This is a genomic window from Citrobacter sp. L55 (assembly GCF_002850715.1).
Lineage (GTDB): Bacteria > Pseudomonadota > Gammaproteobacteria > Enterobacterales > Enterobacteriaceae > Citrobacter > Citrobacter braakii.
Map to the genome: position 1 here is coordinate 87,527 of NZ_KZ559404.1, position 26,173 is coordinate 113,699.

Genomic DNA, 26,173 nt, shown 5'->3' on the forward strand with positions numbered 1-26,173 from the left:
AGGGATTATGTATTAAATGATAAGACAGTATTGGGTTTGCAGGAAGAACTCTGTCAACAAATATTGACAGCTCGCTGGAAAATCAGGCGCCGGGACGTAAAGTTAAACGACTGGCGCCCAATTTTTAGCTAACTTTCGCGCGGAGATTTGTTCTTTTGTAAGGTTTCTTTCACCTGACCAATCAGTTGACGGCGAAAATCGCCCAGTCGTGGCTTATCGTCATCGATCCACGGTAGCGGTCGGCAAAGTTCCATGGCTTTAATACCCAGACGCGCCGTTAATAACCCCGCGCCAATACCCTGCGCGGCACGCGTCGATAAGCGGGCGGCTAAATCCTGCGACATCCAGTCCATTCCCACTTCCCGCACCAGCTCACTGGCCCCGGCAAAAGCGATATTTAGCAGCACCAGGCGGAACAAACGCAGGCGGCTGTAATAACCGAGTTCAATGCCATACAGCGATGCGATGCGATTAATCAGCCGCAGGTTTCGCCAGGCAATAAACGCCATATCCACCAATGCCAGCGGACTGACGGCAATCATCAGCGTGGACTCCGCCGCTGAACGGCTAATCTCACGTCGGGCCTGCGCGTCCAGCACCGGCTGCACAAGATGGGCATACAGGCTGACGACTTCGCGATCGTTCTGCGTTTCATGAATTGAGGCATACCAGCGCTGTAGCGCCGGATGGGACTGATCAATACCCGCCTGCTGCGCCAGCTTTTCACAAAATGCACGACCTTTTCCGGTTCCATGGCTGTGGAGCAGATCTCGCGCTTCATCACGCTCATGCGCACGCTGGCGCAAACGCCATAGCCGACGCCACTCGGTCGCAACCGATCCGACACCTGCGCCGATAATCAATGCGCCAGCGGCACATCCTCCCAGCGCGACCCAGTCCTGAGTTTGCCAGGCATTTATGGTCCATTGTACGCCCTGAGCGACAACGCTCGCGCCAAACAGCGCCAACCCGCCCATCACCATTTTGCGCCACAAACTGCGTTTGGGGCGTAGGGCCGCATCAATGACGGCCTCAGCCTGACCTTCGTCTTGCAGAGGTTCATCCACTGTCGCCGGAGAAAAAGTCTGCGCCTCTGTTTCATTGAACATCTGCTGCGCTTTAAACGCCGCGTTTTGTTCCACGTCCAGCGGACCTGAGAAATCGATACGCGGTTTTAACGGCTCGCTCATCGCAATTTATCTCCTATTAAAAACTCCATCGCGGCATCAAGACGAATATGCGGTAAGGGTTTATCAACATCCATAACCTGCGGACGAAACGCCTCAAACTGAAAGCCCTGGCTGTCCCAGAATGCTTGTCCAGGTAAACGCGCAGGCACTTCCCCCGGATAAACGGTTAGCGGTTCACCATCGCTCAGACGATGACCACGCAGCGCCGGGATTTTTTCGCCTTTCACATCGATCAGGCCGCTGGTGGTTGCCTGTACTGATGCCAGTCCCAGACAATCCATGCTGATACCTTCGAACGCAGCGTTTTGCCAGGCGTCCTGGATCAACTGCTGCAATAACGACACCATATTGGCGTGCTGATCGACCGTGACGTGGTCGGCTTTGGTGGCGGCAAACAGCAGTTTGTCGATCACCGGGGAAAACAGCCGACGAAACAGCGTACGCTGTCCGTAATGGAAGCTTTGCATCAGTTGGGTGAGTGCCAGACGCATGTCGTTAAACGCCTGTGGCCCGCTGTTGAGCGGTTGCAAACAATCGACCAGCACAATCTGACGGTCAAAGCGCAGGAAGTGATTCTTATAAAATCCCTTCACGACTTTTTCACAGTAATAATTAAACCTGTCGCGTAGCATGCCCGCATTGGTGTGTTTGTCTGCCTGCGCCAGCTTCGATTCCCCCCAGGCATCAACGTCCGGCCACGGGAAGAACTGCAGCGCAGGCGCGCCCGCCATATCTCCGGGCAGAACAAAACGGCCCGGCTGAATAAAATGCAGTCCCTGCTGCTTGCACTGGTGCAGATACTCCGTCCAGGCGGCAGCGATTTCCGCCAGACGGTTTTCATCAGCAGGCGCCAGCGGATCCAACCCCTGGCATAACTGCCGCCATCTTGCCGACCATTCGCCCCGCTGTCCCTGTAATAATCCGGTCATTTGCCGCGACCAGCTGAGATAATCCTGGGCCAGCATCGGTAAATCGAGCAGCCACTCCCCCGGATAATCGACGATTTCCAGGTACAGCGTGGAGGTGTCTTTAAAGTGGCGCAGTAAAGAATCATTGGATTTGTAGCGCAGCGCGAGGCGTATTTCACTCACACCGCGCGTAGGTGTCGGCCAGGTCGGTGGAGAGCCATACAACTGCGCCAGTCCCTCATCATAGGTAAAGCGCGGAATACCAAAATCGCGTTGTGGAACCCGTTTAACGCCGAGCAGACGCTCTTCGCGCACGCAACTGAGCAACGGCAGACGCGCACCGGCATGAATATTGAGTAACTGGTTTACCATCGCGGTGATAAATGCCGTCTTACCGCTACGGCTAAGTCCGGTGACAGCCAGGCGCAAATGCCGGTCTACGCCGCGATTAACCAGCGAATTGAGTTCATTTTTAAGTCGCTTCATCGCCATCCCGTTTTGCTGAAGGAACCGAAGAAATTATAACAAACAGGAAGTAAAGATAGGGGTCAATTCTTACTTATCAACTACCTGAGCTGTAACAGGCGGCATTATTCTTACCGCCTGAAGCAGAAGGAATGCGAGCGGTTTATTGATTCTCGACTTTAGGAAGCGCTATCTGATTGATGCCACCTTCGTTGGTCACCTGCGTGTAGCCCATTTCCGTCAACATATCCTTCGCCTGCCCCGATTGACGCCCGGAGTTGCAGTACAGCTTCACAGTGTCGGTCTTATCAGGAACTTCAGCAGCGATACGCGCCTTCATCTCTTTTAATGGAATGTTGACCGCCCCCTGAATATGCTGCTGTTGATACTGTTCAGGAACGCGAACATCAATCCAGTGCTCGGCTGCAAAAACCGGCATGCCGATGACCAGTGCCAACGCTAATACGCCTTTTTTCAACATAATATCTTCCTGACTGATAGTTGGATTTAACCAACACACTATACGCCAGTTCTTAAGAAAATATTGCGATTGCATTATCACCCTCGGCACCCGTGGACGACTCTTCCTATGGTTGCGCATACTGCGGTTAGTTTTTTGATTTTTCTGCCCGCATTCCGATATTGTTGTCATTCGCCAATTAACTCCATAATATGTTCGCCATTGACTCTCGGACGGAGCTTGGGATCTATGTCTCCTACCATTTATGATATTGCACGAGCCGCTGGCGTATCAAAATCCACGGTATCGCGCGTGCTTAATAAGCAAACCAATATCTCGCCGGAAGCGCTTGAAAAAGTGCTGCGTGCTATTGATGAGTTACAGTACCAGCCCAATAAACTTGCTCGCGCACTCACCTCTTCCGGGTTTGATGCAATAATGGTGATATCTACCCGTTCAGCAAAAACAACCGCCGGTAATCCGTTTTTCTCTGAAGTGCTGCATGCTATTACTGCCAAGGCTGAAGAGGTCGGTTTTGATGTCATATTACAGACGTCGCGAAGCACTGAAGATGATTTACAAAAATGTGAGAGCAAAATTAAGCAGAAATTGATCAAAGGTATCATTATGCTGAGCTCTCCCGCCGATGAATCTTTTTTTGCGAGGTTGGATAAATACAACGTACCGGTCGTGGTTATTGGAAAGGTTGAAGGCGACTACGCCAATGTCTATTCTGTAGACACAGATAATTATCGCGACAGCATTACGCTAACTGATGCGCTGATTAAGAGTGGACACCGTAATATAGCCTGCTTGCACGCGCCGCTTGATGTTCATGTTTCTATCGATCGCGTTAACGGATATAAAGCCAGCCTTCAGGCGCATAATATTAAAATGCGCGATGAATGGATTGTTGACGGGGGCTATACTCATGAAACAGCCCTGCTTGCTTCACGAAAATTACTGAGTCAGCAGCCGTTACCCGACGCCGTATTTGCCACCGACAGCTTGAAATTAATGAGCTTATATCGCGTGGCGGCTGAGAAAAATATAATCATCCCACAACAACTTGCCGTTGTGGGCTACAGTAATGAGCTGTTGTCTTTTATGCTCACGCCCGTTCCTGGGGGAATTGATGTGCCTACCCAGCAGTTGGGTGAACAAAGCTGTAATTTATTATTTAACCTGATTGCGGGCGAGAAAGGATTACAAAATATCACGGTGAGCACACAAATATCGCTGGCCGACTCACTGGTGTAAAAACTGGGGCATAAATGCCCCAGTATATTTTAGAAGGCGTAGTTCACGCCTATACCAGCATAATGGAATCTGTCGCTTTCGCCTTCGTCGTGATCTTCCCACTCATAGGCATACTCCAGTGACATTGATAAACCATTCTGGAAATCATATGCATACAGTAAACCGAGACGATTGAAATTATGGCCTTCACGTTCCGGATCATCTTGCCAGTCCCAGTTTGACCAGCGATCAAGCCCCAGACGGGTATACGGCGTCAGGGTGGTATTGCCTAAAGACAACGGTAAATATGCACGAATTTCCTGGGTTGAGAACTCACCATTATTGCGCGAATCAGCCAGATTAAAGCCGCGCTCAAGGTAATAGTTGACCGTTAAGCCCACCGTTTCGTTAAACCTGTAATTCAGACCGGTCTCGCTTTCGACACGACTATCGGAGTAGCCAGTAGTATTCAAATCATTAACGAATTGATACATCGACAGCCAACCGCTAAAGCGCAGGTCGTCGGTCAGTTTAACATCCCAATCCGGCTGAACTTTCCAGCGCTGCATATTGGCGGTGTCGTTTCCAGGTTCATTGACATAGTGATAACCGTAATTACGGAAGCCACCGGTCAAACCGAAATTAACATCTTCACTTTCCAGGAATTGATAGCGGACTTCCAGTTCTGGGCGATCAAACCAGGTACCACGCTTACCATCGCTGTAATCAACCGGTCCTTCCTGATAATAGGCCAGCGATATTTTCCATGGCCCATTAGAAGCGTTGAAATAGACGGACGGCTCAGCCAGTCCATCCATATCTTCGCCCTGACCTTCAACGTTTTCTATTTCGTACATAGCACCAATATTAAAGTGCCAGTCATTATTTTCAGCAGCCTGCGCGCAGGCCATTCCTGCGCTCATAATCAGCGCAGTAGCGGACAGTAGGGTTTTCATTATTATTCCTTGTTAAAATACTCGCAAAAATGCCCCAAGGCTTGGGGGGGATTTATCCCCCCCAAGCCTTGGGGGGGATTTATCCCCCCGGAATTTTATTGAATAGCCACTTCAGTTTCAGCATCAAAGAAATGGCATTTCGCCATATCAAAATGAATAGTGATATTTTCTCCTGCATGATAATCATTCACTGCCCCAGCACGGACCACCAACTCATGCCCCCCAACAATGGTATAAAGCATAAATTCAGCGCCGGTTAATTCTGCAACGCTAATTTTTGCCGATATACTATTTTCATTATTAAGCTGCGGGTGTATATCTTCAGGACGAATTCCCAGAGTGACCGCCTGATGTTCATAACCCTGCGCTTTTAATTGTGCTAATTTATTTTGTGGAATCGTTAATTTCAGTGTTTCAGTAACAAACTTATCACCATCAATCGCGCCACGAATAAAGTTCATGGCCGGTGAGCCAATAAATCCGGCGACAAACATATTAGCCGGGTGGTTATAAACCGTTTTCGGCGCACCAACCTGCTGAACAATGCCATCCTTCATAATCACAATACGCGTCGCCATAGTCATGGCTTCGGTTTGATCGTGGGTAACATAGATCATGGTGGTATTGAGTTTCTGATGCAGTTTGCTAATTTCAGCCCGCATCTGAACGCGAAGTTTGGCATCGAGATTCGATAAGGGTTCATCCATCAGGAAGACCCCCGCTTCACGAACAATCGCACGCCCCAGCGCCACACGCTGACGCTGACCACCGGATAACGCGCCGGGTTTACGCTGCAGATAATCGCGCAGGCCAAGGATCTGCGCCGCCCAGTTGACGCGCTCCTCAATCACATCAGGCGCTATTTTCTGCATTTTCAGACCAAACGCCATGTTGTCATAGACGGTCATGTGTGGGTACAACGCGTAGTTCTGAAAAACCATCGCAATGTTGCGTGATTTCGCCGGCACATCGTTCATCCGTTTACCGTCAATCAGCAGATCGCCGCCGCTGATCTCCTCCAGACCGGCGATCATGCGTAACGTAGTTGACTTCCCGCAGCCGGAAGGTCCAACAAAAACAATAAACTCTTTATCTTCAATTTCCAGATTGAAGTCTTTAACGACGTGTACCTGGTTGTCGTAAATTTTTTGAATGTGTTGCAACGAAAGCTGTGCCATGTTGAATCCTTTACTTGTAGTGTTGCCAGAAAGCCGATAAGCACGGCCACGTCAGAAATTCGGTTGCCGGAAGCAGCAAGTCTGCCCCATTCAGCCCTTTACCGATGCCGACAGAAAGCATGCCGCAGGCGTTGATTGCATCAATTCCCGCTTGTGCATCTTCTATGCCAATACATTGTTGCGGGTCAACGCCAAGACCCGCGCAGGCTGCCAGGAAAATTTCCGGATCCGGTTTCGAGCGGGTGATCAATGCCGCATCCGCACAAAAATCAAAGCAAGAGCTAAGATTAAGCGCTTGTAAAATAGCCGGGGCATTGCGCGACACAGAGGCCAACCCCACCGGAATCCGTTCTTCCCGCAACGTCATCAACAGCTCACGTATTCCCGGTAATACCGAGTTAACCGTCAGCTGGCGCAAAGAATGGACATACAGTCTGTTTTTTCTCTCTGCCAATTGTGCGCAGGCCTCGGGAGAAAACGCCCCCGCTTTCCCACCATGGTGCAAAATACGCTGGAGTGACTCGCCGCGACTAATCCCTTTCAGGCTGTCATTAAATGCTTCGTCGATCACAATCCCTATTTCATCGGCTACCTGCCGCCAGGCCAGAAAATGCAGATGCGCGGTATCGGTAATCACACCATCCAAATCAAAAATGATGGCCTGTGGTTTGAGTATCATTCATCGCCCCTTTCTGTGGTAGCGGTCCCATAAATGGGCGAAATAATGGCGTCATTGCGGATTACGGTTTCCCCCTGCACGGAGACCTTTTCACCATTGACCCAAAGGACAATCTGCTCAGTGCTGTTAATACGGATTTCAGCCGCATTAATGATTACCTGCATATCGATGCCCTGCCAGCGCAGCGGGAAAGACAGCGTTTGCCAATGAGCCGGTAAGGCAGGAGCAAGGTGTAACTCCCCGTGGCGAATATTCACGCCGGCAAATCCCTGGATTGCGCCCAGCCAGATGGCGCCCGTTGCCGCAGCATGAATGCCGTCATCGCAGCTATGTGGGTCCTCCCCGAGATCGATAAGCGATCCTTCACGCCAGAACCGATAGCCCTGAGCCGGATCACCGCAACGCGCTGCCACAATCCCGTGGATCGCTTTACTCAACGAGGAGTCATGAATTGTGCGCGGCTCGTAAAAGCGCAGGTTTGCCAGACAGGTTTGCGGGCAAAATTGCTCCGGTAGCATGTAGGTCAGCATCACCACATCGGCCTGTTTGAGAATTTGCATCTCATTGACTTCTGCACGGGAGTAATCGAGCAAAATCGTCTGCTTGCCCGCTTTGGCTTTGTACTGTGACAGATCGATAGCCGGTTTGCTCAGGAAGGTATCGTCCTGAGGTAGCACGCCATCGGGCTGAACTTCCGGTCGCCAGAGATGCTGTAAAAAATACTCTGCGCGGTGAATAAACGTCTCATCACCGCAGCCCAACCGACGGGCAAAACCCAGCGCCTGTTCCACGTTGTACCAGGCCATGTAGTTGGTGAACGCGTTGTTGTTCACATGCTCAGTGTATTCATCCGGGCCAATCACATCGTGGATCTCTAAACGATCATTAACCATGACCGCCCTGCTGATCCAGAACTTCGCCGTTTCCAGCAGCAACGTCATTCCCTCACGGGACATGAAGTTTAGATCCCCTGAAGCATGCCAGTAATTGATTACCGCCCAGGCAATATCCGCCACGAGGTGATGTTCAGCCTGCGCGGAGGCCACTTTCTGACGCAGTCCGGTACGGATGTTGATCGCCGCAAATTCAGGCGTTTCCTCATCACCGCTGCGAGCGCTTTCCCAAGGGAAAAGCGCTCCCTGCCAACCGTTACGGCGGGCTTTCTCACGCGCCCCCGACAGATTATGCCAGCGGTAACGCAACAAACTTCTCGCGGTTTTCGGCTCGGTAAAGAGATGAAACGGTAACAGAAAGACCTCGGTATCCCAGAATATGTGACCTTTATACCCTTCCCCCGTCAGACCTTTGGCCGCAATACTGCTGCGCTCATCGTGGTCAGGAGTCATCACACGCAGATGATAGAGCGCATAGTCCAGCGCTCGCTGATCGCTGGCATCAGTGCTGGTGACCTGAACGCGACGATTTTGCCACCAGGCATGCCAGTTAGCAGCCGACTCCGCCAGCAGAGCGTCATAGCCTTGCTGCGCGCACACTTCCAGGTTGCGCAGCGACTGGCGTCCCCAGGTCTCAAGCGACAGGCTGCGTTCGCTCGCCCAGTCTACCCAGCTAATTTTTGTCAGTGTGACGCGCTGTCCGGCTTTCGCCTGCACGCTGTTGTGTTGTAACAACCGACGTTCTTTCGCCGTGAAGCAGCGCTGCGCTGCACCGTCTACATCGCAATAGGTGGTGATAGCGATATCATTACGATTGTCCTGGGTGGTGTAAATCCCTTGCATAAGATGCTGGCCAAAGACCCGGACCTGCGTTTCATCCAAATGCTGACGACCATGATTGGTCATCGTGGCGTCAATTCCGGTCGAGATACCAATGCTGGCATCGCCATCCAGTGGCGTGACGACAACTTCCATCGCAAACAGCGGCAGTTTTTGTGCCGAGACAAATCGCCGGCTCTCAATGGCAAAACGCGCCCCGCCAGACGCACGCCAGGTAAGCGTACGGCGTAATTCCCCACTGGCAAAATCCAGTTCACGTTGCCAGCTTTCGATAACGCCGCTGGTGAGCGAGAAAATCTCACCATTGAGTGAAATCTCCACCCCCACCACATCAGGCAGATTAACCAGTTCATTAATCTCGCCTTTCCCTGCCCGGTGATACAGTCCAGCAAGGTACATGCCGCGAGTTTGTAAGGTGTAGGCTTCCTCGTGGCTGGCGCGAATCCCCATATAACCGTTACCGGTCGTCATGAGTGACGCATATTTATTCAGGCTGTGTGAGCAAAAAGCCGGTTCAGTTAGCATTACTGGCCTCGTCATAAGTCTACGTAGGTCCCTGTTTCAGCCGATTGATACAGTGCGGCAACCAGTTGTTGAATAACGACGCCTTGCTCTGCGTCGGCAATAGTGACAGGCTCGCCCTGGACATGATTCACAAAAGCTTCCATGCTGCGATAATGACGATTGTCATCGGCCATTTCGCGCTGAAGCAGTACGTCAAGCGTACCCTCACGATCGGTATAAACCTGGGCCGGGAATAACGTCGCCCCTGCCAGATCGCCGCAGAAATTAACGTTCATAATCGATTGTTCCGGGATATTCAGCGCAAAAGAGGTTTCCAGTCGCAGGATACCGCCGTTATGAAATTCAATCGTCCCGAACAGAGAATCCTCCACGGTATACGTCTCGGGATCCCATTTCCCAAACTGGCCGCTGTTTTTACGCGTGCCAATGCGTTGATAACTGTGTGCGTTAACGCGCTTTACTGCCGGAAACCCCAGCACATACATGGCGGCATCAAGCATATGGATGCCGAGATCAATCAGCGGCCCGCCGCCCTGCAGTTCTTTGTTGGTAAATACCCCCCAGCCGGGCACGCCGCAGCGGCGCAAAGCGCGGACATTGGTGACATAGATTTCACCCAGCACGCCGGCCATCACCTGCTCACGAAGCAGTTGCGTATCCAGTGCGAAACGATGATGAAAATCATAAGCCAGAACTTTCCCCATTCGACGCGCCGTGTTACACATTTCCAGCGCCTCGGCTGGCGTCATCGCCGGAGGTTTCTCACACATCACATGGCATCCGGCGTTCAGCGCCAACATGGTGTGTTCATAATGAAAACGATTGGGTGAACAGATGCTGACGATATCTGGCTTAGCCTCGCGTAGCATCGTCTGAGGATCGTCCCAAACCTGCGGATTGCCGTATTTCTCTGCCAACGCCTGCGCCTGTGACAGGCGGCTGTCACAGACAGCCACCAGTTCCAGATCGTTGCGGGTGCAGTAGTACGAAGCATGAACTTTATCCGCCACCTGCCCGGCGCCGATAATGGCGATGCGTAGCGGAGAGCTTGTCAGTGCACTTTTCACAGAAATCCTCTTAGCAGGTACGCAGCCAGGCCAGTGACTGACGGTACGCTTCCGGCAGGTTCTCTGCCCGTACACGCCCTTCGTACACGACGTAACCCTGATAATTATCTTCACGCAACTGATCAAACAGCGCAGTGAAATCCAGCGTACCGCTCCCCGGCTGATAACGATGGTTATCCGCAATATGGACGTGTCCCAGCAGATCGCGATTGTCATGCAGCGCCTGAGCCATATCGTCTTCTTCGATATTCATATGGTAAAAATCACCAATGATTTGCACATGCTTCAGGTTGTTTTCCACGATATAGCGACGGGCATCCGCCAGGGTGTTGATCATATGATCCTGATAGCATTGAGCGGTTCCAGATACACCACCGTCCCCGTACGCTCGGCAACTTTATCGAGATAAATCAATGAATCACTTACTGCTTTACGATCACCCGCCAGGCTGCGCGGAGAGGTCATCGGCGGTAAGCGGAAGGTAAACATGCCCCATGCAGCGGGTACAATAATGCCCTGCCCACCGACTTCGGCCAGCGCTTCGAGAATGCGGGTAATCTGCTGTAAGCCATTCAAACGACGATCTTCGATAAAATCACCGATCCAACCGTCATATCCTCCACAGGCGGTGGTGACGGGCAGGCCTGTTTCTTTGATTGCCGCTTTCACTTCTGCCAGGTTGTTAACCAGCAGCTTGCCGTCAATTTCAAAACCGTCAAACCCCATCTCTTTGATGTAACGGAATTTCTCGAGAATATTTTCCGGAAAAAAAGCCTGGTTCTGTGTTCCAATTTTCATCTTCTGCATTCCTTAATTAAAACGTCACGCCCATTTTGATGCTCTTTTCCGGATGGCGATCGACATACTGCATATAGCTTTCCGGGCTGCTGGCAAATGTCACTACCGGGTCAATAAGTTCTTCACAGTTCAGGTAACCGTTCATCAACAGTTCCCAACAGGTCTCCTCAATACGCTTGCGGCTCCAGCGCGGATAATCCGGATTTGGCTCACTGCAGGCACGGGAGAAGACAATTTTGGCGTTGTTGAAGTGCGCTTCACGCCCCAGGTTGAAGCCTTCAGCAAAAGGTTTCGCGAAAGCGACATAGGAGATGGTTCCACCATAAGCCAGACCGCGTAACGCCGATTGCAACGCATCCGCATAGCCACTGGTTTCGATAATCACATCCGCGCCCTGCTTGCCGGTCAGCTTCTTAATTTCCATGCCGACATCGGTGCCAATAGGATTCAGACAGAAATCCGCGCCATGACGACGCGCGATATCGCAACGATGGGTAATCGGATCCACGCCAATGACCACCGAGGCTCCCGCTTTCTTAGCCAGTTGGACGGCAATCTGGCCAATCGCCCCTAAGCCGACGATGACAACAAAGTCGCCGACACGCACATTGGCGTCGCGCACGCCACTCATGGCGAACTGTGCCGGGTCATAGCACACGGCATTTTTCCACGAACTACCTTCCGGCATTTTGCGCAGTTTGTAGTTGTTTACCGCATTAAAGAAAACCGTTTCTGCCAGTGGGCCGTAGCCGCAAACTGAATCGCCAACGGCGTATTCGGTCACATCGCTGCCACACTCAATAACATCGCCCACCACCATGTTGCCAAGCTGGAACTTGCCGAATTCAATCCCGCGCGGCGCCTCTTCCGGACGCGGCATGAACATTTGCCATTCGCCGTTAAAATCTTCGTCAATAAACGGACTGGCAGCGCGAAAATCGACCACTTCCGTGCCATGTTTTGGCGCACCAAAGCGAACGCGAACTTTCACTTCATTGGCGGATACAGCTCTGTCTTCATATTCCACCAGCGCCGCAACACGCGGTTCTGTGGCAACTAACTTCTTCATTTACAACTCCTTAATTAAACTGGCCGCTTAGCCTTTCACGCCGCCTGCGGTCAAACCACTTTTAATAAAACGTTCGGAAAGCGCATACATAATGACGACCGGCAATGCGGTGACTAACGATGCCGCCATCATGCGTCCCCAGATATAGTCAGGCGTACTGAACAGCGCGTTCAGACCGACCGGTAAGGTAAAATTGCTGGCGCTGGAGAGGAAAATCGAGGCAAACAGATAGTCATTCCACGCCACCATAAAGCAGTACACAAAGACCGAAACCAGACCGGACATCGCCAACGGCACGGTAATGCGAAAGATGATCTGCAGACGGTTCAATCCATCCATCATCGCGGCTTCTTCTATTTCATCCGGAATGGTGTCGAAGTAGCTTTTCAGCATGAACACCGCGGTCGGCAGCGTCTGGGTGACCATGGTGATAATCAACGCCATTTCGGTGTCATAGATGCCAAGTGCCGTAATGATTTTGAATAGCGGCACCACCAGCAGAATCCCCGAAAACATGTACACCGTGTAAAAGCTGGCATTGATGGTCATTCGCCCCTTAAAACGCAGGCGGGAAAGCGCATACGCTCCGAGTACGCCGAGAAATACCGCCACCACCGAAGAAGTGACCGATACCACCAGGCTATTACGGAAGTAGTCAACAAACGGGAAAATCATCGGGTTGAAGATGTCGATGTAATGTTCCAGCGTCCATTGCTGCGGTAACAACGTCGGATGCAGCGAGATCGCCTCTTTGGCGCTTTTAAATGAGGTCATCAGCATCACAAAAAATGGGAATAGCGTGATGCCCAGGAAGACAATTAATCCACAGTAAAAGCCGATGCGGCCAAGCGTGCGCTTATTTGTTGCCATTGAGGTTCACCCGTTTTCTGGTCAGCAGGATAACAGCGAAAATAATGACGAAGAGGACGACAGAAATAGCGGCCGCTTTGCCTAAGTCGTTAAATGCAAATGCTGTTTTATAGAGATAGACCCCGAGAATATCGACTTTAGTGGTCAGCAGATAAACATCGGCGAACATGTAAAACATCCAGATCGTGCGCAGCGTGACCACGGTTGCCAGCACCGGCATAATCGCTGGCAGCGTGACGATACGAAACCGTTGCCAGGCGTTCGCGCCGTCCATTTCTGCCGCCTCATACAACGATTTATCAATCGTCTGTAAAATCGCCAGAAACGAGATAAAGGCATACGGGAAGTAGCGCCAGATGGCGAACAGCACGACCAGCGCGAAGCTACTGCCGGGATTGTCGAACCACAGCGGCGCCTGATCGTAGAGATGCAACAGATCCACGCCGAGGTAGTTCACAATGCCGTAGCCGTTGTTGAACATGTATTTCCAGGCAAACACCAGCGAAATTGATGGCGTCACGTAAGAGAGGATGACCAGTGAGCGCGCCGTTTTCCGCAGACGAAACTCACGGTTAAAAAACATCGCTACGCCCAGCCCCAGTACCGTGCTTCCTGCCACAACCAGCGCGGTATACCAGACCGTCATCCACAGCGAATGCCAGAATCCGGGATCGGATAAGATACGGATATAGTTGCTTAGCCCGACAAACGTAGACTCAATTTGCGGATTCAGCGGCAGTCGCATAAAGCTGATTTCGATGTTTGATATCATCGGCCACGCCACTAAACCGCCCAGCAACAGCAAGCTGGGCGCCAGCAGCAGCATGGCGAATGGCATATCAGATCGACCTGAAAAGAACTTATTCATCACGGCTTTCCATTTCCCCATTAGCGCTGTTCAACGAGGTCATCCAGTTTTTTCTGGCTCGCTTCAATCGTGGTGACGAGGTCGGCTTTGCCTACCGTCACGTTGTGCACCATTGAGCTCACAACACCGGAGCCTGTGACGTCACCCATGCGGGTGAAGTTCTTATCGCCGACGGCGCCAAACACCTGGATATTCGGCAGTTCGGCAATTAGCTGATCGGGTAATTCACCCAGCGCTTTGATGACAGTGTTATCTTTCCACGTCGGGGTATTCACCACCGCTTTGTTAACCGGCAGCGCCGCCCCTGGCGACATCATGACCCAGTCCGCGATGTTGTCGGCCTGCTCCATAAAGGTGACAAATTTCTCTGCCGCTTCTGTCTCTTCAGACTTTTGACCCGCGGTAATGGTTAACGACGTCAGCATGCCGTAAACAGCAGAGTTTTTTTCCGTCGGCACCATAAAGCCCACATTTTTAGGATCGCCCTCTTTAATCACCGCCGGGAGGATATAGGTGGAATAAATCGCCATCGGCGCCGTGCCGTTCATGAACGCGTCTTTGACTTCCATGATGTCGTTTGAGCCCGGCATGGTGTTCATTGCCAATTGGCGGTAATACTGCAGCGCCTGCGCCATTTCAGGTGTGTTGAGCGTTATCTTTCCTTGCGCATCAAAAACGTTGGCCTGGTTTGAGAGCGCGAACTGGGAAAATGACTGTTCGGTCAAAACGCTTTCCGCCGTGGGTAGCGCAATACCATATTTCTTACTACCAGGATTGTTTAGCTTCTGCGCCACGCTCAGCAGTTGTTGCCAGTCTTTTGGCTCTTCCAGCCCAGCTTTTGCCAGCACATCTTTGCGATACCAGATCCCGCCAATCCAGGCGCTAACCGGAACCCCGGTCCAGGCGGTACCGTCTTCAGTGCGCACAATACGCAGCACGCCATCATAAAAAGTACCTTCACCTACAGCGTTGATGACCTGCGCTACGGCTTTACGATCGATAAGTGATTCTTTATCCATAACTTTCGCGTAGTCATGGCTGGTTTCAATGACTTCAGGCAGTGAACCGCTCCGCGCCAGGGTGATGACCTTGGTGTTGTACGCATCTTCTTCTACAGGAACCTGTTTGACACTGATCCCCGGGTTCTCTTTTTCAAAACGCTCGATCAGTTTTGCAATAACCGCCTGCCGCTCCTGTTCAACAGAAGAGTGCATAAATTCAATCGCAACAGAGGACGTTTTATCATCCTTACACCCGGAAACCAGGGCGCAGGAAACCAGTGCTGAAATCAGCACAATTTTAGTTTTAAGCATGAAATGTTCCTTTTTATTACTTAACCCACATGACCTGCCAGGCGCTCAACGTTAATTCTTTACCTGAAATAGTTTTACCGCTAATCAAATCAAATCCATTTTCAACATCAATACTAATGGTTTGCGTATGACCGCTGACATTAAATAATCCGGTAATTTTTTCGCCTGTTTCCGCCGTACGTTTAATTTGCATTACAGCCGGTGTAACACAGCTAATCTGAAAATCACTATCAGGGTGAAATGCTTTATTACTACGACGTATTACAATTAATCGGGATAATTCATGATAAATAGCGTGGCGCAAACTGGTTTCATCTGCCAGCTCCGTTTCGATTTGGCTTATTTGATATTTTTTGCGGTTGATCGCGCGGTTATAACCTAGCGCCTCGACACCTTTATAATCATTGCGTGACCCAAGAATGCTTTGAATGTAAACCGCAGGTACACCCGGAAAACTCAGCAAAATGGCATGTGCGAGAATAAAACGGGAAAAACGTTCGGCATCACTACAATTGCCTGGCGTCAGTGCGTCCATATATGTCACGTTAATTTCATACGGACTGCGACTACCATCAGGGTTATTTTTCCAGTTAACCAGCGCGCCTTCCTGTTGTAATTCCGTCACCAGGCGCACGATCTCGTCTTCAGGTAACAAACCACGTAATGGGTTGAGACCAATGCCGTCATGCGATGCGAGGAAATTAAACCAGGTGGTCTCACTGGACGGCAGTTCCAGTGATTGCGCCCACTGGCACAAGGTTGAGGTATCCTGGCGTTGTACCGCATGCAGCACCAGCGGCGGTAACGAGAACTGGTACACCATATGCGCTTCATCACGACCATTTCCGTAGTAGGACACATTATCCTTATGCGGAACGTTTGTTTCAGTAATAATCGCCGTACCAGGCGCCGCGCAGTCAGCAATAGCGCGAAATAGTTTGATAAGCTGATGCGTTTTTTCCAGGTGAATACAGGTCGTTCCTGGCTCTTTCCACATAAAGCCAACCGCATCCAGGCGGACATAATCAGCGCCCTGCTCAAGATAACTCAATAGCACATCGACCATCGCCAGTAACACTATCGGGTTGGCATAGTTGAGATCAATCTGGTCGTCGCTGAACGTCGTCCATAAATAGCGTACGGTGTTATCTTTCAGCGTAAAAGGCGTCAGTAACGGTAATGCGCGTGGACGCGTTACGTTGCTCAGGTCCGTATCAGGATCCATCGCAATAAAGAAATCTTCATAACCGTCAAGCTGTTGCAAATAGTTATTAAACCATTCGCTTTTCGCTGACATATGGTTACAAACAAAATCAAACATCAGTCGACTGGATTTACCCAATTGCTTAATATCATTCCAGTCACCGGTTTCTTCGGCAACCTGATGGTAATTAATTACGGAAAAACCATCATCCGATGACCACGGATAAAACGGCAACAGATGCACATGAGAAAATGTCGACTTAAGCCATTCATTATAAAATTGATTAAACATCGGCAGTGGTTTTTTGCCTGCCCCGTGGAATTGATCGGCGTAGGTAATAAGAACCACATCGCCCTCGTCCCAATGCGCTTTACGGATTTTTTTAATTAATCCCTGTGATTTCTCTAAACGTGCAATCAGCGCTTCATAGTGGCATGAAGTAAACGTATCACCATAAACTTCTGCCAGGCATTTTTGGATTTTTTGGTTCACCTTCAATTCTCGTGGTAGCGGTCCCATGAATCAAGAGACTACTCTGCGGGAAATAAGCTGTCAATCGGCTGAGGTGGCCAGGAGGGGGATAATAAAAGAATTTTGGCAGCCAAAAAATCGTATTTGTGAGCTGCCGCAAATTAACAGAGGGAATGTTGATTAATTGTTGCTTGCTTTTGCTGATTCGGATATCAGGGTTGATTACCTGATTAGCGTTTCGATAATTTTGCCGCTGCCCGACTCAAAACCGGCTCCAGGACCAACGCCAGCAGCATTTTAAGCGGGCGTCGGGCGACGGACTTCACCGCCCACCCTGCTACCCCCGCCGGGCCGTAACGAAGCGCAGTTAAAAGCATCAGCTTACCTGCTATTTTAAAGCCCGGCTTAACCCTTTGCCCGGCACGTTGCCAGCGATTGTTCATTTCTATCCTCACAATTGGCGGAAACGGCTACGCAATGAAAAGGTATCAGACGTGACATAACGCTCCATTTCACGCAAACGCTTTTCACTTGCCGCCAGCTCGCGATCGACGGCAGCCAACAGCTCGCCGCTTGATGGCTGCTGCTCACCGGAAACCACATTGTCCGGCATCGGGTCCAACACAAACGTCAGCACGATGTAAGCGACGAAGGTAAAAAAGGCCAGACCAAAAAAGACGGACAACACCACCAGGATCCGTACCAGCTTCACAGGCACATCGAGGTAATGCGCTATACCTGCGCAAACTCCCTTCACCATGCCCTGCTGCGGAATACGCCACAGTTTTTTGTTCAGATTAACGCCTCCCATTAGCGGTCCCTCCAGTTTGGATGTTCAGCATCAAGGATGTCTTCCAGCGCCTGAATGCGCTCGCGCATCCGCTGTGCGTCATCGTTGAGTTCTACCAGACGTTGCTGTTCACTTTGCGCCAGTTCGCCACGACTGGAACGGTTGCTGTAATGCAGCCAGAGCCAAATCGGTAAAACGAACAGCACAAAGATGGTTAATGGGATAGCCAGAAATAGCGCGCTCATGAGTACTCCTTACAGGTGATGAGCGGCGGCGCGTTCGGGCGCCGCCAGATGTTATTATTGCTTATCTTGCTGCATTTTGGCTTTAAGTTGCGCCAGCTGCTCGCTGATTTCATCATCTGCTTTCAGGTCAGCAAATTGCTGATCCAGAGACTGCTGTTTACCGAAGTTATGGCTTTCAGCCTCAGCTTCCATCTGATCGATACGACGCTCGAAAGATTCAAAGCGTGCCATCGCTTCATCCAGCTTACCGCTGTCCAGTTGACGACGAACATCACGCGAAGAGCTCGCAGCCTGATGGCGCAGCATCAATGCCTGCTGACGAGCACGGGTTTCACTGAGTTTATTTTCCAGCTCACCGATCTCTTTTTTCATTCGCGCCAGCGTATCGTCAACCAGCGTCACCTCATGCTCCAGAGAAGCAATCAGATCAGTCAGTTTCTGTTTTTCGATTAAGGCAGAACGCGCCAAATCTTCTTTCTCTTTACGCAGCGCCAGCTCGGCTTTTTCTTGCCACTCTGCCTGTTGTGCGCTGGCCAGTTCGATACGGCGAGATAATTGTTTCTTTTCTGCCAGAGCGCGTGCGGAGTTTGAGCGCACCTCAACCAGCGTATCTTCCATTTCCTGGATCATTAACCGCACCAGCTTCTGCGGATCTTCAGCCTTTTCCAGCAACGCATTAATGTTGGCGTTCACGATGTCGGCAAAACGAGAAAAAATACCCATAATGTAATCCTCACTTACTGTTCTGATATCGGGCTATGCCCTGCTGTTTTCGTAATGCACTTGGCGTGCCAACTTTTTAACTAATTGATTTTAATGTAAATACCCAATTTTACCTGACGAGAGAATTAGGGTAAATTGGTGAATAACACTAACAAGTGGTGAATTTCATCATGGCAGGATACAAAGACAATATTCTGGGCGAAGCGAACAGCTTTATTGAAGTGCTGGAACAGGTTTCTCATCTGGCGCCGCTGGATAAACCTGTACTGGTTATCGGTGAGCGAGGTACGGGGAAAGAGCTTATTGCCAACCGCCTGCACTACCTCTCCAGCCGTTGGCAGGGCCCATTTATTTCGCTTAACTGCGCGGCCCTCAACGAGAACTTACTTGATTCCGAACTGTTTGGTCACGAAGCCGGTGCGTTTACCGGTGCACAAAAACGCCATCCTGGACGTTTCGAACGCGCCGACGGCGGCACGCTGTTTCTTGATGAACTGGCGACCGCGCCAATGTTGGTACAGGAAAAACTGCTGCGCGTAATTGAGTATGGCGAGCTGGAACGCGTCGGCGGCAGCCAGCCCTTGCAGGTTAACGTGCGTCTGGTCTGCGCGACCAATGCCGACCTGCCACGTATGGTCAGCGAAGGCACTTTCCGCGCGGACCTGCTGGATCGTCTGGCCTTTGACGTGGTGCAACTTCCCCCACTACGCGAGCGTCAAAGCGACATCATGTTAATGGCCGAACACTTTGCCATTCAGATGTGCCGCGAGATCGGGTTACCGCTTTTTCCGGGATTCAGCGCCGAGGCCAGAGAAACCCTCCTCCATTACCGTTGGCCGGGTAATATTCGTGAAGTGAAAAACGTCGTGGAGCGCTCCGTTTACCGGCACGGTACCAGCGATTACCCGCTGGATGAGATCATCATTGACCCCTTCCGCCGCCACGTTGCGCAGCCACAGGCAGCACCACCAAAGCAGACATCTGTAGCATTACCGCTGGATCTGCGTGAATTCCAGCAGCAACAAGAGAAAGACTTTCTACAAACCAGCTTGCAGCAGGCGAAATTTAATCAGAAAAAAGCCGCTGAGTTACTGGGTCTGACTTACCATCAGCTACGCGCGTTGCTTAAGAAACACCAGATTTAGCGCGCCTCTGCCAACGTTATATTGGAGGGTTTGACGCTTTATTGTCAGCACTCGTCCATTAAAGTCACTTTCCCCTCTGACTTTTCGACTCACGGAGCATAAACGTCAGAGGGTCCCTGTCCCCCCATCAGAGCACCAAACCTGGCCGGATGTATAACTGTTCTCTTCAGCGGCCAAAGTGACATAAAGCGGCGCAATTTCCACTGGTTGACCCGGACGACCCAGCGGTGCATTTGCCCCAAACTTCTCCACTTTTTCCTGTGGCTGACCGCCACAGCATTGCAGTACAGTCCAGTATGGGCCTGGCGCTACGGCATTAACCCGTATCCCTTTCGGTGCCAGCTGTTTCGCCAGCGATTTAGTAAATGCCACGATCGCCGCTTTGGTCTGAGCATAGTCAAGCAGGATTTCACTAGGTTCATAAGCCTGTACCGAGGAGGTATTAATTATCACGCTGTCTCGTGAAAGATGGGGGATAGCCGCTTTGGTGATCCAAAACATAGCGTAGACATTAGTCTTGAATGTGGCATCGAAATCTTCTGTGGTGAGCGCCTCAATAGACTCGCAAAATTGCTGACGACCCGCATTATTGACGAGGATATCCAACCCACCCAGCCCTTTTACCGCCTGTTTAACCAGTTGGCCGCAAAAAGTTTCATCTCGAATATCTCCGGGGATAGCCACGACATTTCTGCCTGCTTTTTTTATCAAGTCGACCACTTCACGCGCATCGTCTTCTTCATCAGGTAAATAGTTGATCGCAACATCAGCGCCTTCACGGGCATAAGCAATGGCAACAGCACGGCCAATCCCTGAATCCCCCCCGGTAATTAATACCTTGCGCCCATTCAATCGACCGCTTCCCTGATAGCTCTCCTCCCCATGATCGGGACGCGGTTGCATTTTTCCGGCCAGCCCTGGGAAGGGTTGCTTCTGCTGTGGAAAAGGCGGTGCCGGAAAACGCGCAGAATGAGTTTTATTGATGGTCTTTTTTTCATTGTTTAAGTCAGCCATTTAAATACCTCTCATTTTTTATCACAAAGATTATTAAGCGTAGACCAAAATGAGTGGCATGACCTTTGTAATTCACCGCAATTTAATATTTCGCGTAATATCACCTCTACCGATAAACTAATCACCGCATCGCGCTTTCGAGTATTTTATGAGATTAATCCCTGCTTAACCCATAGCACTTAAATCCATATATATCAATGAGCTATATAAATAAAACCTTAACAGGCCAGACAATTTTATTGAGTAACGAGATACCACTCAGAAGCGAGAGGTTAATAGAGTCCTATGCAATTGTTTTTCCTGTATTCATCTACCTACGTCGCCTCGCTTATATTTTACCAACGTTATGATTCAATACTCGTTATCATTTAAGAATTATCCAACAATCAGCATAAATAAATAGCAACCAAATTTAACATCTCAGCCCTATCGAAATGGAGAACGAATGAAATTATCCATAGCGCCATTATGAGATTATTTTTTATATTTCACTTTCCCCGCGATATTGCTGATGCTCTCTCCTGGCGGTCATGGTCACTTTCCCCCACGTCCCCCTCACATTTTTCTGTCAGCCAGCGAATCCCGCGTTTTAACGAGTCAGATGGGTCATGAAAATGCTAAGATAGTTAACAGAGTAAATTCAAAGTGGATAGCGGGTATGAAGGGTGACCCTGTCGCGATGTTGAATTCGCGGTTATCACCTGTGCGGCCCCCAAACACAAACGGTAATGGCAAATGTCATTAAATATTAGTAAGATAGCCTCTTTATTTATAATCCTTTAAAATTATGCGCCTGGTTTTATCATCTCTGATCGTGATGGCTGGATTTCTGAGTGGTCAGGCTGCTGCCGCGCCTGAACAGGCTTCGCATGCTGATATTCGTGACAGCGGCTTTGTCTATTGCGTTAGCGGGCAGGTCAATACGTTCAACCCGCAAAAAGCGAGCAGCGGTCTTATCGTCGACACCCTGGCAGCCCAGCTGTATGACCGACTACTCGATGTCGATCCGTACACCTATCGACTGGTGCCTGAGCTGGCTGAAAGCTGGGAGGTGCTGGATAACGGCGCAACCTACCGCTTCCATCTGCGTCGTGACGTCCAGTTTCAGAAGACGGCCTGGTTCACCCCCACCCGCAAACTGAATGCAGACGACGTGGTGTTTACCTTCGAGCGCATCTTTGATCGCCAGCATCCGTGGCACAATGTAAACGGTAGCAGTTTCCCCTACTTCGACAGCCTACAGTTCGCCGATAACGTCCAAAGCGTACGCAAGCTGGACAACAACACCGTTGAGTTCCGCTTAACTCAGCCCGATGCCTCCTTCATGTGGCACCTTGCCACGCACTATGCCTCCGTGATGTCAGCAGAATATGCGGCTAAATTGGCAAAACAGGATCGTCAAGAGCTGCTCGACAGACAACCCGTCGGCACCGGACCGTACCAGCTTTCGGAGAATCGCGCAGGGCAATATGTTCGACTGCAGCGCCATGAAAAATTCTGGCGTGGTACTCCTCTGATGCCGCAGGTGGTTGTGGACCTCGGCTCTGGCGGCACCGGACGTCTATCGAAACTCCTGACCGGTGAGTGTGATGTTCTGGCCTGGCCTGCCGCCAGTCAGCTCAGCATTTTGCGTGATGACCCGCGCCTGCGTCTGACCCTGCGCCCGGGGATGAACATCGCCTATCTGGCATTCAACACCAATAAACCACCGATGGATAATCCCGCCGTGCGGCATGCGCTGGCGCTGGCCATTAATAACCAACGGCTGATGCAGTCCATCTACTACGGGACGGCGGAAACCGCAGCATCTATTTTGCCTCGCGCCTCGTGGGCTTATGACAACGAAGCTAAAATTACAGAGTACAATCCGGCAAAATCGCGCGAGCAGTTAAAAGCACTGGGGCTGGAGAACCTGACATTACAGCTTTGGGTACCCACCAGTTCTCAGGCCTGGAACCCCAGTCCACTGAAAACCGCCGAGCTGATTCAGGCTGACATGGCTCAGGTGGGTGTGAAAGTTAAAATCATTCCGGTAGAAGGTCGTTTTCAGGAGGCGCGATTAATGGATATGAACCATGATCTAACGTTATCCGGTTGGGCGACGGACAGTAACGATCCTGACAGTTTTTTCCGACCGTTGCTAAGCTGCGCCGCCATCAACTCGCAGACTAACTTCGCCCACTGGTGTAATCCGGAATTTGACAGCGTTCTGCGCAAGGCCCTCTCTTCGCAGCAACTCTCATCGCGAATTGATGCCTATGACGAAGCGCAAAATATTCTCGCGAAAGAGTTACCGATCCTGCCGCTGGCCTCTTCACTGCGTCTACAGGCTTATCGTTACGATATCAAAGGACTGGTGCTGAGTCCGTTCGGCAATGCATCTTTTGCCGGGGTTTCCAGGGAAAAGAAAGATGAGGTGAAAAAGCCATGATTATCTTCACCCTGCGTCGTTTTTTATTGCTGCTGGTCACCCTCTTCTTCCTGACCTTTATTGGATTCAGCCTGAGCTACTTCACACCTCATGCGCCGTTACAGGGCGCATCGCTGTGGAACGCCTGGGTATTCTGGTTCAATGGCCTCATTCACTGGGATTTTGGTGTATCCAGTATTAACGGCCAGTTGATTTCAGAACAATTGAAGGAGGTGTTCCCGGCGACGATGGAACTGTGCATTCTGGCCTTTGGTTTTGCGCTGATGGTTGGGATCCCCGTTGGTATGCTGGCAGGGATCACGCGGAACAAATGGCAGGACCGCTGCATCAGCGCCTTAGCGTTGATGGGCTTTTCCATTCCGGTTTTTTGGCTGGCGCTGTTGCTGACGTTGCTCTTCTCACTGACTCTCGGCTGGCTTCCCGTTTCGGGACGCTTTGATCTTCTCTATGAAGTGAAGCCCGTTACCGGATTTGCCATTATTGATGCGTGGATCTCCGACTCGCCCTGGCGCGATGAAATGCTGGTCAGCGCAATCCGTCACATGGTGCTTCCGGTGTTGACGCTTTCCGTCGCCCCTACCACGGAAGTTATTCGCCTGATGCGAATCAGCACCATTGAGGTCTTTGATCAAAACTATGTTAAAGCGGCCGCCACGCGCGGTCTGTCACGCTTAACCATTCTGCGCCGTCACGTTCTGCACAACGCCCTTCCGCCGGTGATCCCGCGTCTGGGCTTACAGTTTTCCACCATGCTGACGCTGGCGATGATCACCGAGATGGTCTTTAGCTGGCCAGGTCTTGGCCGTTGGCTGATTAACGCAATTCGCCAGCAGGATTACGCGGCAATTTCGGCGGGCGTCATGGTGATTGGCTCACTGGTTATCATCGTTAACGTCATCTCTGATATTTTGGGTGCTATGGCTAACCCTCTGAAACATAAGGAATGGTATGCCTTACGATAGCGTCTACAGCGAAAAGCGCCCGCCGGGTACGTTGCGCACCGCATGGCGCAATTTTTACGGCGATGCGACTGCGATGATCGGCCTGTATGGCTGCGCAGGATTGGCGATTCTGTGTATTTTTGGTGGTTGGTTTGCCCCTTATGGCATCGACCAGCAATTTCTCGGCTATCAGCTTTTACCGCCGTCATGGTCGCGCTATGGCGAAGTCTCATTTTTCCTCGGAACTGACGATCTCGGGCGTGACGTGCTAAGTCGCCTGCTCAGCGGCGCGGCCCCAACCGTTGGCGGCGCGTTTGTCGTCACCCTCGCCGCCACACTATGTGGCCTGTTACTGGGCGTGGTTGCCGGCGCAACGCACGGTTTGCGCTCCGCGGTGCTGAACCACATTCTGGACACCCTGCTCTCGATCCCTTCGCTGCTGTTGGCGATTATTGTGGTGGCCTTTGCCGGACCGCATCTGACACACGCGATGTTTGCCGTCTGGCTGGCGCTGCTGCCGCGCATGGTACGCTCCGTCTACAGCATGGTGCATGACGAGCTGGAAAAAGAGTACGTTATCGCCGCTCGCCTGGACGGCGCAACCACGCTCAATATCCTGTGGTTTGCCGTTCTGCCCAATATTACCGCCGGACTTATCACTGAAATCACCCGTGCGCTGTCGATGGCGATTCTGGACATCGCCGCGCTGGGTTTTCTCGACCTTGGCGCACAGTTGCCGTCACCAGAATGGGGAGCCATGCTTGGCGACGCGCTGGAGCTGATTTATGTCGCACCCTGGACGGTTATGCTGCCAGGTGCGGCGATTATGATAAGCGTGCTGCTGGTTAACCTGCTGGGTGATGGCGTGCGCCGGGCAATTATTGCGGGGGTGGAATAATGCCATTACTGGATATCCGCAACCTGACCATTGAATTCAGAACCGGCGACGACTGGGTGAAGGCGGTTGACCGCGTCAGCATGACCCTCAATGAAGGTGAAATCCGCGGACTGGTTGGCGAGTCTGGATCGGGCAAAAGCCTGATCGCCAAGGCCATTTGCGGCGTCGCTAAAGATAACTGGCGCGTAACCGCAGACCGCATGCGCTTTGATGATATCGATCTGTTGCGCCTTTCAGCGCGTGAACGACGCAAGCTGGTCGGCCATAACGTTTCCATGATCTTTCAGGAACCGCAATCGTGTCTCGATCCGTCTGAGCGCATTGGACGACAACTGATGCAAAATATTCCGGCATGGACTTATAAAGGCCGCTGGTGGCAGCGCATCGGCTGGCGTAAACGCCGCGCGATTGAACTCCTGCACCGCGTCGGGATAAAAGATCATAAAGATGCGATGCGCAGCTTCCCGTATGAACTGACCGACGGCGAATGCCAGAAGGTGATGATCGCAATCGCCCTGGCTAATCAGCCGCGTTTACTGATTGCCGACGAACCAACGAACGCGATGGAGCCAACCACTCAGGCGCAAATTTTCCGCCTGCTGACCCGGCTGAACCAAAACAGCAATACCACCATTTTGTTGATCAGCCATGACCTGCAAATGCTCAGCCAGTGGGCTGACAAAATTAACGTGATGTACTGTGGGCAAACGGTGGAAACTGCGCCCAGTAAAGAGCTGGTGACTATTCCGCATCATCCTTATACCCAAGCGTTGATTCGCGCCATTCCTGATTTTGGTAGCGCAATGCCGCACAAAAGCCGCCTGAATACCATGCCAGGAGCCATTCCATTGCTGGAACAATTACCTATCGGCTGTCGTCTGGGGCCGCGCTGCCCTTATGCTCAGCGCGAATGTATCGAAACCCCAAGACTGACCGGAGCAAAGAATCATCTCTACGCCTGTCATTTCCCGTTGAACATGGAGAGAGAGTGAG

24 protein-coding genes and 1 pseudogene are annotated in these 26,173 nt (G+C 51.2%); 6 read left to right on the forward strand and 19 right to left on the reverse strand.

Annotation, left to right across the window (positions count from 1 at the left end):
• Positions 1-128 precede the first annotated feature (128 nt).
• The 3 genes from B9P82_RS13965 to pspE all read right to left on the reverse strand — a co-directional run bounded on the left by B9P82_RS13965 (position 129) and on the right by pspE (position 3,044).
• Positions 129-1,190, reverse strand: a complete 1,062-nt coding sequence (locus B9P82_RS13965) for a YcjF family protein (protein WP_101700502.1) — start codon at positions 1,188-1,190, stop codon at positions 129-131.
• The gene (locus tag B9P82_RS13970) at positions 1,187-2,584 is read right to left on the reverse strand and encodes a YcjX family GTP-binding protein (RefSeq protein ID WP_016153215.1); all 1,398 of its coding nucleotides are present in this window, start codon (positions 2,582-2,584) and stop codon (positions 1,187-1,189) included. Before B9P82_RS13970 ends, B9P82_RS13965 begins: the two co-directional genes overlap by 4 nt.
• A 142-nt stretch (positions 2,585-2,726) precedes the next feature.
• Positions 2,727-3,044 (reverse strand): thiosulfate sulfurtransferase PspE, encoded by a 318-nt coding sequence (gene pspE, locus B9P82_RS13975; protein ID WP_016153216.1) that lies wholly within the window; start codon positions 3,042-3,044, stop codon positions 2,727-2,729.
• Between the two features lie 228 nt (positions 3,045-3,272).
• Between pspE and B9P82_RS13980 the strand changes: the two genes are divergently transcribed.
• Positions 3,273-4,283: a LacI family DNA-binding transcriptional regulator gene (locus tag B9P82_RS13980; protein ID WP_101700503.1), complete on the forward strand. Its 1,011-nt coding sequence runs from the start codon at positions 3,273-3,275 to the stop codon at positions 4,281-4,283.
• A gap of 29 nt (positions 4,284-4,312) precedes the next feature.
• Here B9P82_RS13980 and B9P82_RS13985 read toward each other — a convergent pair whose 3' ends face one another.
• From B9P82_RS13985 to pspA, 15 genes and pseudogenes are all read right to left on the reverse strand, one after another.
• The gene (locus B9P82_RS13985; protein WP_101700504.1) at positions 4,313-5,218 is read right to left on the reverse strand and encodes an OmpG family monomeric porin; all 906 of its coding nucleotides are present in this window, start codon (positions 5,216-5,218) and stop codon (positions 4,313-4,315) included.
• A gap of 95 nt (positions 5,219-5,313) precedes the next feature.
• On the reverse strand, positions 5,314-6,396 hold the full coding sequence (locus B9P82_RS13990; protein ID WP_101700505.1) for an ABC transporter ATP-binding protein: 1,083 nt from the start codon (positions 6,394-6,396) through the stop codon (positions 5,314-5,316).
• Between the two features lie 10 nt (positions 6,397-6,406).
• Positions 6,407-7,075 (reverse strand): beta-phosphoglucomutase, encoded by a 669-nt coding sequence (pgmB, locus tag B9P82_RS13995; protein ID WP_101700506.1) that lies wholly within the window; start codon positions 7,073-7,075, stop codon positions 6,407-6,409.
• Entirely contained in the window at positions 7,072-9,348 is a 2,277-nt protein-coding gene (locus B9P82_RS14000) for a glycoside hydrolase family 65 protein (protein WP_101700507.1), read from the reverse strand. Before B9P82_RS14000 ends, pgmB begins: the two co-directional genes overlap by 4 nt.
• Positions 9,345-10,400, reverse strand: coding sequence for a Gfo/Idh/MocA family protein (locus B9P82_RS14005; RefSeq protein WP_016156633.1), 1,056 nt, complete (start codon positions 10,398-10,400; stop codon positions 9,345-9,347). The genes B9P82_RS14000 and B9P82_RS14005 overlap by 4 nt, the downstream gene beginning before the upstream one ends.
• 10 nt (positions 10,401-10,410) lie before the next feature.
• Positions 10,411-11,198: pseudogene (locus B9P82_RS14010) on the reverse strand (sugar phosphate isomerase/epimerase family protein).
• Between the two features lie 16 nt (positions 11,199-11,214).
• Positions 11,215-12,267, reverse strand: a complete 1,053-nt coding sequence (locus B9P82_RS14015) for a zinc-dependent alcohol dehydrogenase (RefSeq protein WP_101700508.1) — start codon at positions 12,265-12,267, stop codon at positions 11,215-11,217.
• A gap of 27 nt (positions 12,268-12,294) precedes the next feature.
• On the reverse strand, positions 12,295-13,137 hold the full coding sequence (locus B9P82_RS14020; RefSeq protein WP_003020474.1) for a carbohydrate ABC transporter permease: 843 nt from the start codon (positions 13,135-13,137) through the stop codon (positions 12,295-12,297).
• Entirely contained in the window at positions 13,124-14,005 is an 882-nt protein-coding gene (locus tag B9P82_RS14025) for a carbohydrate ABC transporter permease (protein WP_003840754.1), read from the reverse strand. Before B9P82_RS14025 ends, B9P82_RS14020 begins: the two co-directional genes overlap by 14 nt.
• A 20-nt stretch (positions 14,006-14,025) precedes the next feature.
• Entirely contained in the window at positions 14,026-15,318 is a 1,293-nt protein-coding gene (locus tag B9P82_RS14030; RefSeq protein WP_019076863.1) for an ABC transporter substrate-binding protein, read from the reverse strand.
• Positions 15,319-15,334: 16 nt separating this feature from the next.
• Positions 15,335-17,041: a sugar phosphorylase gene (locus B9P82_RS14035; RefSeq protein ID WP_101700509.1), complete on the reverse strand. Its 1,707-nt coding sequence runs from the start codon at positions 17,039-17,041 to the stop codon at positions 15,335-15,337.
• 182 nt (positions 17,042-17,223) lie between these two features.
• Positions 17,224-17,436, reverse strand: a complete 213-nt coding sequence (pspD, locus tag B9P82_RS14040) for a phage shock protein PspD (RefSeq protein WP_101700510.1) — start codon at positions 17,434-17,436, stop codon at positions 17,224-17,226.
• A gap of 8 nt (positions 17,437-17,444) precedes the next feature.
• Positions 17,445-17,804, reverse strand: coding sequence for an envelope stress response membrane protein PspC (gene pspC / locus B9P82_RS14045; RefSeq protein ID WP_101700511.1), 360 nt, complete (start codon positions 17,802-17,804; stop codon positions 17,445-17,447).
• Complete coding sequence (gene pspB / locus B9P82_RS14050) at positions 17,804-18,028, reverse strand: envelope stress response membrane protein PspB (RefSeq protein WP_016153227.1); 225 nt, start codon at positions 18,026-18,028, stop codon at positions 17,804-17,806. The genes pspC and pspB overlap by 1 nt, the downstream gene beginning before the upstream one ends.
• Positions 18,029-18,082: 54 nt before the next feature.
• Positions 18,083-18,751 (reverse strand): phage shock protein PspA, encoded by a 669-nt coding sequence (pspA, locus tag B9P82_RS14055; RefSeq protein WP_016153228.1) that lies wholly within the window; start codon positions 18,749-18,751, stop codon positions 18,083-18,085.
• 155 nt (positions 18,752-18,906) lie between these two features.
• On the opposite strand from pspA, the gene pspF reads away from it, so the two are divergent.
• Positions 18,907-19,896 carry a phage shock protein operon transcriptional activator gene (gene pspF / locus B9P82_RS14060; protein ID WP_168188447.1) on the forward strand — a complete coding sequence of 330 codons (990 nt, stop codon included), beginning with the start codon at positions 18,907-18,909 and terminating at the stop codon, positions 19,894-19,896.
• A 105-nt stretch (positions 19,897-20,001) separates the two neighbouring features.
• On the opposite strand, the gene B9P82_RS14065 is transcribed toward pspF, so the two are convergent.
• A complete protein-coding gene (locus tag B9P82_RS14065) occupies positions 20,002-20,910 on the reverse strand; it encodes an SDR family oxidoreductase (protein WP_016156638.1) in 909 nt (302 codons plus the stop codon).
• A gap of 787 nt (positions 20,911-21,697) precedes the next feature.
• Between B9P82_RS14065 and sapA the strand changes: the two genes are divergently transcribed.
• From sapA to sapD, 4 genes are read left to right on the forward strand one after another with little or no spacing between them, the layout of a single operon-like run.
• Positions 21,698-23,341: an ABC transporter substrate-binding protein SapA gene (sapA, locus tag B9P82_RS14070; protein WP_016153232.1), complete on the forward strand. Its 1,644-nt coding sequence runs from the start codon at positions 21,698-21,700 to the stop codon at positions 23,339-23,341.
• Complete coding sequence (gene sapB / locus B9P82_RS14075) at positions 23,338-24,303, forward strand: peptide ABC transporter permease SapB (protein ID WP_003020545.1); 966 nt, start codon at positions 23,338-23,340, stop codon at positions 24,301-24,303. Before sapA ends, sapB begins: the two co-directional genes overlap by 4 nt.
• On the forward strand, positions 24,290-25,180 hold the full coding sequence (gene sapC / locus B9P82_RS14080) for a peptide ABC transporter permease SapC (protein ID WP_016156640.1): 891 nt from the start codon (positions 24,290-24,292) through the stop codon (positions 25,178-25,180). The genes sapB and sapC overlap by 14 nt, the downstream gene beginning before the upstream one ends.
• Complete coding sequence (gene sapD, locus B9P82_RS14085) at positions 25,180-26,172, forward strand: peptide ABC transporter ATP-binding protein SapD (RefSeq protein WP_016153234.1); 993 nt, start codon at positions 25,180-25,182, stop codon at positions 26,170-26,172. Before sapC ends, sapD begins: the two co-directional genes overlap by 1 nt.
• Position 26,173 lies beyond the last annotated feature (1 nt).

Excerpts from the sequence above, each read along its gene's own strand:
- B9P82_RS13965 (WP_101700502.1), bottom strand. The coding sequence starts at position 1,190 with ATGAGCGAGCCGTTAAAACCGCGTATCGATTTCTCAGGTCCGCTGGAC.
- B9P82_RS13970 (WP_016153215.1), bottom strand. The coding sequence starts at position 2,584 with ATGAAGCGACTTAAAAATGAACTCAATTCGCTGGTTAATCGCGGCGTA.
- pspE (WP_016153216.1), bottom strand. The coding sequence starts at position 3,044 with ATGTTGAAAAAAGGCGTATTAGCGTTGGCACTGGTCATCGGCATGCCG.
- B9P82_RS13980 (WP_101700503.1), top strand. The coding sequence starts at position 3,273 with ATGTCTCCTACCATTTATGATATTGCACGAGCCGCTGGCGTATCAAAA.
- B9P82_RS13985 (WP_101700504.1), bottom strand. The coding sequence starts at position 5,218 with ATGAAAACCCTACTGTCCGCTACTGCGCTGATTATGAGCGCAGGAATG.
- B9P82_RS13990 (WP_101700505.1), bottom strand. The coding sequence starts at position 6,396 with ATGGCACAGCTTTCGTTGCAACACATTCAAAAAATTTACGACAACCAG.
- pgmB (WP_101700506.1), bottom strand. The coding sequence starts at position 7,075 with ATGATACTCAAACCACAGGCCATCATTTTTGATTTGGATGGTGTGATT.
- B9P82_RS14000 (WP_101700507.1), bottom strand. The coding sequence starts at position 9,348 with ATGACGAGGCCAGTAATGCTAACTGAACCGGCTTTTTGCTCACACAGC.
- B9P82_RS14015 (WP_101700508.1), bottom strand. The coding sequence starts at position 12,267 with ATGAAGAAGTTAGTTGCCACAGAACCGCGTGTTGCGGCGCTGGTGGAA.
- B9P82_RS14020 (WP_003020474.1), bottom strand. The coding sequence starts at position 13,137 with ATGGCAACAAATAAGCGCACGCTTGGCCGCATCGGCTTTTACTGTGGA.
- B9P82_RS14025 (WP_003840754.1), bottom strand. The coding sequence starts at position 14,005 with ATGAATAAGTTCTTTTCAGGTCGATCTGATATGCCATTCGCCATGCTG.
- B9P82_RS14030 (WP_019076863.1), bottom strand. The coding sequence starts at position 15,318 with ATGCTTAAAACTAAAATTGTGCTGATTTCAGCACTGGTTTCCTGCGCC.
- B9P82_RS14035 (WP_101700509.1), bottom strand. The coding sequence starts at position 17,041 with ATGGGACCGCTACCACGAGAATTGAAGGTGAACCAAAAAATCCAAAAA.
- pspD (WP_101700510.1), bottom strand. The coding sequence starts at position 17,436 with ATGAACAATCGCTGGCAACGTGCCGGGCAAAGGGTTAAGCCGGGCTTT.
- pspC (WP_101700511.1), bottom strand. The coding sequence starts at position 17,804 with ATGGGAGGCGTTAATCTGAACAAAAAACTGTGGCGTATTCCGCAGCAG.
- pspB (WP_016153227.1), bottom strand. The coding sequence starts at position 18,028 with ATGAGCGCGCTATTTCTGGCTATCCCATTAACCATCTTTGTGCTGTTC.
- pspA (WP_016153228.1), bottom strand. The coding sequence starts at position 18,751 with ATGGGTATTTTTTCTCGTTTTGCCGACATCGTGAACGCCAACATTAAT.
- B9P82_RS14065 (WP_016156638.1), bottom strand. The coding sequence starts at position 20,910 with ATGGCTGACTTAAACAATGAAAAAAAGACCATCAATAAAACTCATTCT.
- sapA (WP_016153232.1), top strand. The coding sequence starts at position 21,698 with ATGCGCCTGGTTTTATCATCTCTGATCGTGATGGCTGGATTTCTGAGT.
- sapB (WP_003020545.1), top strand. The coding sequence starts at position 23,338 with ATGATTATCTTCACCCTGCGTCGTTTTTTATTGCTGCTGGTCACCCTC.
- sapC (WP_016156640.1), top strand. The coding sequence starts at position 24,290 with ATGCCTTACGATAGCGTCTACAGCGAAAAGCGCCCGCCGGGTACGTTG.
- sapD (WP_016153234.1), top strand. The coding sequence starts at position 25,180 with ATGCCATTACTGGATATCCGCAACCTGACCATTGAATTCAGAACCGGC.